Origin of the sequence: Phytobacter sp. V69 (genome assembly GCF_965644215.1) — a bacterium.
Lineage (GTDB): Bacteria > Pseudomonadota > Gammaproteobacteria > Enterobacterales > Enterobacteriaceae > Phytobacter.
The window spans coordinates 19658-29149 of the sequence record NZ_CBFFRL010000045.1; the positions used below are offsets into that span (position 1 = coordinate 19658).

General features: G+C 53.8%; 6 protein-coding genes. 4 read left to right on the top strand and 2 right to left on the bottom strand.

Annotated features, from left to right (window positions below; genetic code table 11):
* Positions 1–44: 44 nt before the first annotated feature.
* Positions 45–3557 (top strand): pyruvate:ferredoxin (flavodoxin) oxidoreductase, encoded by a 3513-nt coding sequence (gene nifJ / locus ACSZPU_RS08715; protein WP_498997618.1) that lies wholly within the window; start codon positions 45–47, stop codon positions 3555–3557.
* Between the two features lie 167 nt (positions 3558–3724).
* Here the strand turns inward: nifJ and ACSZPU_RS08720 are convergent, their stop codons facing one another.
* On the bottom strand, positions 3725–5197 hold the full coding sequence (locus ACSZPU_RS08720) for an amidase (protein ID WP_498997620.1): 1473 nt from the start codon (positions 5195–5197) through the stop codon (positions 3725–3727).
* Positions 5194–6540 carry an MFS transporter gene (locus tag ACSZPU_RS08725; protein ID WP_498997621.1) on the bottom strand — a complete coding sequence of 449 codons (1347 nt, stop codon included), beginning with the start codon at positions 6538–6540 and terminating at the stop codon, positions 5194–5196. The genes ACSZPU_RS08720 and ACSZPU_RS08725 overlap by 4 nt, the downstream gene beginning before the upstream one ends.
* Positions 6541–7014: 474 nt before the next feature.
* Between ACSZPU_RS08725 and ACSZPU_RS08730 the strand changes: the two genes are divergently transcribed.
* The 3 genes from ACSZPU_RS08730 (at position 7015) to ACSZPU_RS08740 (ending at position 9481) form a co-directional block, all read left to right on the top strand.
* On the top strand, positions 7015–7944 hold the full coding sequence (locus ACSZPU_RS08730) for a LysR family transcriptional regulator (RefSeq protein ID WP_498997623.1): 930 nt from the start codon (positions 7015–7017) through the stop codon (positions 7942–7944).
* Positions 7945–9019: 1075 nt separating this feature from the next.
* Positions 9020–9154: a hypothetical protein gene (locus ACSZPU_RS08735; RefSeq protein ID WP_498997624.1), complete on the top strand. Its 135-nt coding sequence runs from the start codon at positions 9020–9022 to the stop codon at positions 9152–9154.
* Between the two features lie 9 nt (positions 9155–9163).
* A complete protein-coding gene (locus tag ACSZPU_RS08740; protein ID WP_498997627.1) occupies positions 9164–9481 on the top strand; it encodes a Pvc16 family protein in 318 nt (105 codons plus the stop codon).
* Positions 9482–9492: the final 11 nt, after the last annotated feature.

A 9492-nucleotide genomic window follows, 5' to 3' on the forward strand; every position in this document is an offset into this window, starting at 1 on the left:
GTCAGCGGGCGGCGACTTTGCCTCTCACATTCGAGGAACGAGAAATGTCCGGAAAAAAGAAAACGATGGATGGCAACGCTGCGGCGGCCTGGATCTCCTATGCCTTTACCGATGTCGCGGCGATTTATCCCATCACGCCCTCAACACCGATGGCGGAAAACGTTGACGAACGGACGGCACAGGGGAAAAAAAACCTGTTTGGCCAACCGGTGCGTCTGATGGAGATGCAGTCGGAAGGCGGTGCGGCAGGGGCGGTACACGGCGCATTGCAGGCGGGGGCGCTAACCACAACCTATACCGCCTCCCAGGGGTTGCTGTTGATGATCCCCAATCTGTACAAAATTGCGGGCGAGCTGCTGCCGGGGGTGTTTCACGTCAGCGCCAGGGCGCTGGCGACCAACTCACTGAACATTTTCGGTGACCACCAGGACGTGATGGCCGTGCGCCAGACCGGCTGCGCGATGCTGGCGGAAAACAACGTCCAGCAGGTGATGGATCTGTCGGCTGTGGCGCACCTGGCCGCGATCAAAGGCCGCGTGCCCTTTATTAATTTCTTTGACGGTTTTCGGACCTCCCATGAAATCCAGAAGATTGAAGTGCTGGAGCAAGAAGAGCTGGCTCCGCTGCTGGACCAGGAAGCACTTCATCGCTTTCGGCGTAACGCCCTCAACCCGGACCACCCGGTGATTCGTGGCACCGCACAGAACCCGGATATCTATTTTCAGGAGCGCGAAGCGTCCAACCGCTTTTATCAGGCGCTACCGGATATCGTCGAAGGTTATATGGCGGATATTTACCGCATTACCGGGCGCGAATACCATCTGTTTGATTACTACGGCTCGCCGGATGCGGAGCAAATTATCATTGCGATGGGCTCGGTGTGTGACACCATCCAGGAGGTGGTGGACGCGATGATCGACAGCGGCGAAAAAGTCGGGCTGGTTTCCGTGCATCTGTTCCGGCCGTTCTCACTGGCCCATTTTATGGCGAAGATCCCCGCCAGCGTGAAGCGCATCGCCGTCCTCGACCGTACCAAAGAGCCGGGGGCGCAGGCTGAACCACTGTGTCTGGATGTCAAAAACGCCTTCTACCATCACGACAACCCGCCGCTGATTGTCGGTGGCCGCTATGCGCTGGGTGGCAAAGATGTGCTGCCAAACCACATTGTTTCCGTGTTCGAAAACCTGAAAAAACCGCTGCCGATGGATGGCTTTACGGTGGGGATTTTTGACGATGTGACCCATACCTCGCTGCCGGTTCCGGCTTATGACATTCACGTCTCCCGCGAGGGTATCACCGCCTGTAAATTCTGGGGGCTGGGCTCAGACGGTACGGTCAGCGCCAATAAGAACGCGATCAAGATTATCGGCGATACCACCGAGATGTTTGCCCAGGCCTATTTTGCCTACGATTCGAAGAAATCCGGTGGCATAACCATGTCGCATCTGCGTTTTGGTAAGCGCCCGATCACCTCGCCTTATCTGATTCATAACGCGGATTTTATTGCCTGCTCGCAGCAGTCCTACGTCGATAAATATGATCTGCTGGATGGCATCAATCCGGGCGGGATATTCCTGCTCAACTGCACCTGGTTTGGCGAAGAGGTGGAGCGCCATCTGCCGAATAAAATGAAGCGCATGATTGCCCGCCAGGGGGTACGGTTTTACACCCTCAACGCGGTGGATATTGCGCGCAAACTCGGCCTCGGCGGGCGTTTCAATATGCTGATGCAGGCGGCGTTTTTTAAACTGACCGACATCATTGATGCCAAAACCGCCTCGGCGCACCTCAAAAAAGCGGTGGTGAAATCCTACGGTAGCAAAGGGCAGAACGTGGTGGATATGAACAATTCCGCCATCGATCTGGGGATGGATGCGCTGCAGGAAATTATCGTTCCCGATCACTGGGCCTATGTGGAAGACGACGAGAGTGACGACGGCAAACTGATGCCGGACTTTATTCGCAACATTCTTGAGCCGATGAACCGCCAGAACGGCGACAGGCTGCCGGTCAGCGCTTTTCTCGGTATGGAAGATGGGACATTCCCGCCCGGCACGGCCGCCTGGGAGAAGCGCGGCATCGCCATGCAGGTGCCGGTCTGGCAGCCAGAAGGTTGCACCCAGTGTAATCAGTGCGCGTTTATCTGCCCGCACGCAGCCATTCGCCCGGCGCTGTTGGACTGCTTAGAGCGCGAAGCCGCACCCGCCGCGTTACTGAGTAAAGTGGCGCAGGGGGCCAAACAATATGAATACCATCTGGCGGTGTCGCCGCTTGATTGCTCCGGCTGCGGCAACTGCGTCGATATTTGTCCATCGAAGGGCAAAGCCCTGTCCATGCAGCCCCTCGACAGCCAGCGCCATATGATCCCGGTGTGGGATCACGCGCTGGCCTTAACACCAAAAGCGAACCCGTTCAGCAAAGCCACGGTGAAAGGCTGCCAGTTTGAAACCCCGTTACTGGAGTTTTCCGGTGCCTGCGCCGGGTGCGGCGAAACCCCGTATGCCCGCTTAATCACCCAGCTTTTCGGCGATCGCATGATGATTGCCAACGCCACCGGCTGCTCGTCAATCTGGGGGGCCAGTGCGCCGTCGATTCCGTGGACCACCAACCATAAAGGTCAGGGGCCAGCCTGGGCGAACTCGCTGTTCGAAGATAACGCCGAGTTTGGTCTGGGGATGATGTTAGGCGGGCGCGCCATCCGTGAACAGCTGGCTACTGATGCATCCAACGTGCTGGAAAAACCGCTGCACCCGGATTTGCAACAGGCACTGCGCGACTGGCTGGAAAACAAAGATCTCGGTGAAGGCACCCGTGCGCGGGCGGAAAAACTGAGCGCGCTGCTGGCGCAGGAGAAGGGCGACGATGATTTGCTCAATCGCCTGTATCAGAACCAGGATTACTTCGCCAAACGGTCGCAGTGGATCTTCGGCGGCGATGGCTGGGCCTACGACATTGGTTTTGGTGGCCTCGATCATGTAATGGCTTCCGGCGAAGATGTGAACATTCTGGTGTTCGACACCGAGGTCTATTCCAACACCGGCGGGCAGTCGTCGAAATCGACCCCAGTGGCTGCTATCGCCAAGTTCGCCGCCGAGGGCAAACGGACGCGTAAAAAAGATCTGGGGATGATGGCCGTCAGCTACGGCAATGTGTATGTCGCGCAGGTAGCCATGGGGGCTGATAAAGCCCAGACGCTGCGGGCTATTGCTGAGGCTGAGGCCTGGCCGGGACCGTCGCTGGTGATTGCCTACGCGGCCTGTATTAACCACGGTCTGAAGGCCGGGATGGGGCACAGTATCCGCGAAGCAAAACGTGCGGTGGATGCCGGATACTGGCATCTCTGGCGCTACAACCCGCAGTTGCTGGCAAAAGGGAAAAATCCGTTCATTCTTGATTCGGAAGAACCGGAGGAGAGTTTCCGCGACTTCCTGATGGGCGAAGTCCGCTACGCCTCGCTGGGCCGCACTTCGCCGGAGGTGGCCGACAGTCTGTTTGCCCAGACCGAGCAGGATGCCAAAGACCGCTACGCCCAGTACAGGCGTCTGGCAGGAGAGTAAAGAAAACCCCGGAGCCGGGCGTGGCGTTGCCCGAATAAGGCAATGCCGCATCCGGGACATTCCCGGTGGCGCTGACGCTTAACGGGGCTACGGAAAGTGCGGTTTCCGGGAGTTACGGCGTAGCCCGGATAAGGCGGTTTGCGCCGCATCCGGGAAAAGGTCTGGTGCTAGCGGGTGACATGTACCTGCGGCGTGGTGTTACTGATAAAACGCCCGCCGGAGGCGCGTTCAAGCTGGGCCGCAAGCTGCAACAATAAACCGTCATTGCCCTGGCGGGTCTGGAAATGCATCCCCAGCGGCAGCCCGGATTTTTGCCAGGCCAGCGGCAAGGAGATGCCTGGCGTACCGGTTAAACTGGCGAGCGGGGTATAGGAGAAGATATCCCACAGGGAATAGAACCAGTCCATCACGTCCGGGTTATCGCTGAGCGTCAGGTACTTTTTCTCGCCGAGTAGCGGCGTTGGTTTGGAGAACGTCGGCGTCAGGATCAGATCCCAGGTCTGGAAAAACGCCCCCAGCTTGCGGGAAATTTGGTTAAACGCATCCTGCATTTTCCAGCGCTCGCTGTAGGACATATCAATCCCTTTTTGCCAGATACGGATATTAATCGGCTCGATTTTATCCTCCGGCGGGGCGCTAAGATCGTTTTTCTCCAGCAGCCGCTGAATAAACTGCGCAAAATTGCTGATGTAGCAGGCGGTCTGCGCGGCAAACGCCTCTTCGAACGGGATGTCTGGCGTCACCCATTCCACCTGATGCCCCAGTTCCTGGAGCAGGCGCGTGGTTTTCTCCAGCTCGTCGACAAAATGCGGCGTTGCACGGTAATTTCCCCATTCGTGGGACACCGCAAAGCGCAGCGGCGCGGGATCGCGGGCGATCATCTCGCTATAGGTCTCCGGGGGTTGCCAGTAAGGCATGAACTCGCCCGGTGCGCCACCCCGGCAGCTATCAACGAAGCGCGCCGTGTCGCGCACGCTGCGACTCACACAGCCTTGGGTGGAAACGTAGCCAGTGATATCCGACAGCGCCGGGCCAATCGAAAAGACGCCGCGGCTGCTTTTCAGGCCGACAAGCCCGTTGGATCCCGCCGGGATGCGAATAGAGCCGCCGCCATCGGTGGCGTGGGCGAGGGGAAGAATCCCGGCCGCCACCGATGCGCATGCCCCGGCGGATGAGCCAAAGGTGGTGTGCTGCGTGTTCCACGGACTGCGCGTCACGTAGATATCCGGGTTTTCCGCTGACCCGCAAACGCCAAATTCCGGCGTGGCGCTGCGGCCAATAATATTGAGCCCAGCGTGGCGAATTTGCGTGGTTAGGAAGGCATCTTCGCCCGGACGGTTGCCGCGCATAAACGCGGAGCCTTGCTCCTGCAAGCGGCCTTTCACCCCTGGACCTAAGTCTTTTATCAGGAAGGGAACGCCCTTAAATGGTCCCTCCAGACAGGTCCCGTCTGTTTCCGGTCGGTGGATGGCGTCGTCAAACAGCTCCACGACGGCGCCGATTTGTGGGTTAATCCTCTGCGTTGCGGCCTGCGCCTGCTGCGCCAGCTCAGCGGCGCTGACGTCGCCGCGTTCGACCAGATCTGCCAGCGCGGTGGCATCGCAGGTGGCCCATTCATCCCAACTTAGTACGGTTTTCATCGTGATTTCTCCTTCGCAAACTGAATCTTGCCCTGCGGTGCTTGTACCCGGCGGGTGGACTTGTGAGGGACGCGTTCTTTGAGCATGAGCGTCGCCACCAGGCAGAGAATATTGGCAGCGATAAGGTAGTAGCCGGGGGATACCGGGTCGCCGGTCCATTTAATCAGCCACGAGAAGACAATTTGCGCCGTCCCGCCAAACAGGGTGATGCCGAAGGCAAACGCGATGGAGAAACCGGTTGAGCGGATATAGCGCGGGAAGTTTTCACACAGCACCACCAGCACGCCGGAGCCGCTGATGCATTGCAAGGCCGCAAAGAGGGTGATAATGGCAAAGAAGACGCCTTCGCTGCGCCAGGTATTGATCATCTCAAGACCCGGCAGCAGCAGGAGCAGCAGAATCAGGCGCGGTGCGATGATGGTCATCTTGCGCCCGAAGCGGTCCGCCATCCAGCCACCTACCAGCGAGAACACCACCACACACACGCCGATCAAAATAGTCGACGCCATGGCAGTTCCCGGTGCGAACGCCAGCTCTTTCAGGGCATAGGTGGTCATATAATTGAGAAAATATTGCGTGATGGTACTGCCGGAGAGAATAAAAATGCCCACCAGAATCAGGCCACGGTAGTTACGCATCACTTCACCGAGCAGGCTGCCGGTAGACTCGCTGGCAGCGGTGTTCTCGGTGGTGAAGGTTTCGTTAAGGTTACGGCGCATATAGATGGCGATAGGCAGAATGAGCAAGCCAAAGGCGAAAGGCACGCGCCAGCCCCAGGAGGACAGCTGTTCCGGCGTCAGGATTAGCGTCAGCGTATAACCAATCACCCCGGCGCTGATGCCCGCCAGCCCCTGGGCGACGATTTGCCAACTGGTGTAAAACGCCCGTTTACCTTCCGGTGCGGCCTCCATAATAAAGGTGGTCGCGGGACCGGCTTCGCCGCCCCAGGCCAGACCTTGCAGCATGCGGACAATCACCAGCAAGACAGGGGCCGCCATGCCAATGGTTTCATAGCCGGGCAGGAAGACCAGCCCGCCGGTGCCGATGGTCATAAAGACCATGGTGAGGAGCATTGCCGGTTTGCGTCCCACGCGGTCGGCATAGCTGCCAATAAATATGGCGCCAAGCGGGCGCACAATAAAGCCGATACCAAAAACAGAGACGGATAATAAAAGACTGGTAAAGGGGTTATCTGAGGGAAAGAAAATATTACCGATCATCACGGCAAAGGTGGCATAAGCACTGAAATCGAAAAACTCAACCGCAGCGCCAAGAACAACCGCAACAACTTCTTTGCGTGATGCTTTGGGTTTTGAAGCGCTATGACTTATTTCGTTTGTCATCGTATGGCCTTCCTCAATGTGTTCAGACGAAGTGAAACGTGAAAAGACATAGCAGACATATAACAGGGCGCCGAACCGCTCACTATCACAATTACGCGAAGTCAGTGTTTAAAAAATGTATGCACTGGCGACAAGATAAGCGAATAAGAAAATAATATGATTAAATTTAATCATCTGTTTTTATTGACTATTTTACCTTTTCTTCAAACGGGCGTTTTTCAACGGTAAATATTCGCTTCATCGAGTGCACTTAAAATGTGCCTGGTTCTTAAACCCGAGCACGGAATGGGGCAGCGATAAATCAGCGGTTATGCCGCATATACAGGCCATTGTGGGGAGATGACGATGTGAATAGCGCAATGAATGCACAGAAATGGCGCTCTGTGCTTAATAAAAGTGCAATGTGGCGCTAATTGTGTCGATGTTTGCCAATATTTCGCCAGCGTAATAAGGTCGCTCCAATGGATTCATCCAATGGGAGACACAATGCAATTACGGGCGCTGAAATATTTTAGTCAGGTCGCAAAGTCTGCTTCCTTTCGTGAGGCCGCCGATAAATTGTTTGTGGCTCCGGGGGCCGTGACGCGGCAAATCGATATTCTGGAACATTACTACGGTGCTGCACTGATTGAACGTGGTCCACGCGGCATTAAACTGACCCGTGAAGGGGAGTTTCTGGCGCAGGCGGTAGATGCCACGCTGCGCGAGCTGGAGTCGGTGAAATCTCGTATTACCTCAACGCGAAGCGTGGTGTCCGGGACGATAAAAATCTGTGCCGCCGAGAGCCTGGTGGCGCTTTTTATCGCCCCCGTCATTGAGGCGTTCGGTCAGCATAATCCGGACGTGTCGTTCGAAATAGACACCGGCAGCGCCCCGCATATTGCCGAACAGCTTATTAACGGGCACGCCGATGTGGCGCTGGCCTTTTATACCCCCGTCAGCGCCGAGATTCAGGTGACCAACTGCTGTCAGCTGGAACACAAAGTGCTGATGGCCGCCCATCATCCGCTGGCGGCGAAATCGCGGCTGACCCTGAAAGAGATTGCTGTTCATCCGATCGCCATTCCCCCCGCGAACTATGCCGTGCGTCAGTTACTGGAGTCCGCTGCCCGGCGCGAAGCCGTGCATTTTGATATGCGGTTTATTACCAGTTCGATGGAAGTGCAAAAAACCCTGGCGCTACAGGGAAAAACGCTGCTCATTTTGCCTCAGTTAAATCGTCAGGATCAGGAAGGACAGTCGATGTTTGTGGCGGTACCGCTGGCCGACCCATTGATGGGCAAAGTGAAGGTCGATCTCTGTTTGCCGCGTCAGCGGACGTTATCCATGGCGACCCGTCTGTTCCATGACATGCTGTCACAGCGCATTGACGATCAGAATGCGCTGATCAATACAGCAGTGTAGTTTTTTTACGACATAAAAATAAAAAAGTGATGCCAGTGGCAATTCGGCAATATCTGTCATGAGCTATGCATTTACGCATCGCTTTGCTAATAAAAACGACTGAAATAAATTTTGTGTTACATTTTGTGACCAGGTAATGACAATGATTTTAAATTTTCGCACCGATGTGTATCGCTATGTGACGAAAAAACGAGATCGGAAACTTATTATTAGTGCACAATGCGGTGACTTTTTTTACGCTCAGAATTATACCCTGCGTGTTATCCCTGATGCGGGTTTGCTGCATCCAGTCAGACCTCCGTTTTTACCTTAATTTTCATTTCTGCATGCTTAATATATTGGTAATACTTATTCTGATTGTTTGTCTATGGCAGGAGATGGGGTGTGTTTGGTCTGGCGTGTAATAAAAGTAACGTACGGACTGTTATTATTCTTAACTTTACGAAATAGTTTTACTGCGACTAAACATTTCGTAAGCCAAAAAGAAATAGCGGGCCAAAATCACTTTTATGCAATTTTCGATGTCATTTTTGTGCAAATCCAGTTAACGCGTTTTAGTGTGCGCTTTGGCGCATATTTTATGCCCGTACGGTGCGCCATGGCTGTATTCCTGGGGCGAGAACGACTATCGATGTAACATCGCTACCTATAAGTCGAATACCCTATCGTATTGAAAATATGACTCTTTATTTTTTTTGTAATTTTATAGAGTTTTCTGATTTCCCGCTTATACTGAAAAAACGTTGAAGCATGCAAACCATGCCGACATGTTACTGACTTTATAATTTTACCTATAAATAGTGCAATAAGAACTCGGTTCTTATTGTAGGGGGTTTATTGCCCGTTTGATAATGCATACTGAGAATCACTGTTAGCGATGAAATAATTCCATCTGTCTCTATTCCGGCAGGGAATCTTTATTGCCTTTAAAAATTAAAGGCAATACGGTTTGCTGTCTTTATATTTTTTTTGAATTTCACACCGTCTGAACTAATGTTTGCGGATAAACATAAAAGGGTGTTAGGTTAGCGGTTCGGTGTGTGGCGGCTTGCAATTTCCTCATTAAGGACGTTACATGATTGAAGATGCACTGAGTTATCTTAAAGACATTCTCGATCAGCAATTACGCAATCAATTCGATATTGCAGGCAATATGGTTGTTTTAAATAACCTGGTCGATTCGAACGGCGGTTCACCTTTAAAAAATTAAAACAAACTGGTGCTGACGCTTATCAATCTGGAACATGAAACCAGCAAACCCTTTTATGCTACGCGCTCCGCGCCAGATGCGAAAAATAATGTCACCAGACAGATGATGCCGACGGTACGCTTTAATCTTGATGTTTTGTTTACCGCCAGCTTTGATGACTACAACGAATCATTGCGTTTTCTCTCTGCGGTTATCGCCTTTTTTCAGGCGAACCCCATCATCAAACGGCAGAATTTTCCTGATATCCCGGACGGCATTGAACCGCGAATTCAGATAATAAGTGCAACGCTCGGACATGATTGTGGAGAGTGTAGGAGGAAGGGTTAACTACCGATAAG

What these genes read in the sequence shown, in the direction of transcription:
- nifJ (WP_498997618.1), top strand. Translation starts at nt 45, where the DNA reads ATGTCCGGAAAAAAGAAAACGATGGATGGCAACGCTGCGGCGGCCTGG.
- ACSZPU_RS08730 (WP_498997623.1), top strand. Translation starts at nt 7,015, where the DNA reads ATGGGAGACACAATGCAATTACGGGCGCTGAAATATTTTAGTCAGGTC.
- ACSZPU_RS08735 (WP_498997624.1), top strand. Translation starts at nt 9,020, where the DNA reads ATGATTGAAGATGCACTGAGTTATCTTAAAGACATTCTCGATCAGCAA.
- ACSZPU_RS08725 (WP_498997621.1), bottom strand. Translation starts at nt 6,540, where the DNA reads ATGACAAACGAAATAAGTCATAGCGCTTCAAAACCCAAAGCATCACGC.
- ACSZPU_RS08720 (WP_498997620.1), bottom strand. Translation starts at nt 5,197, where the DNA reads ATGAAAACCGTACTAAGTTGGGATGAATGGGCCACCTGCGATGCCACC.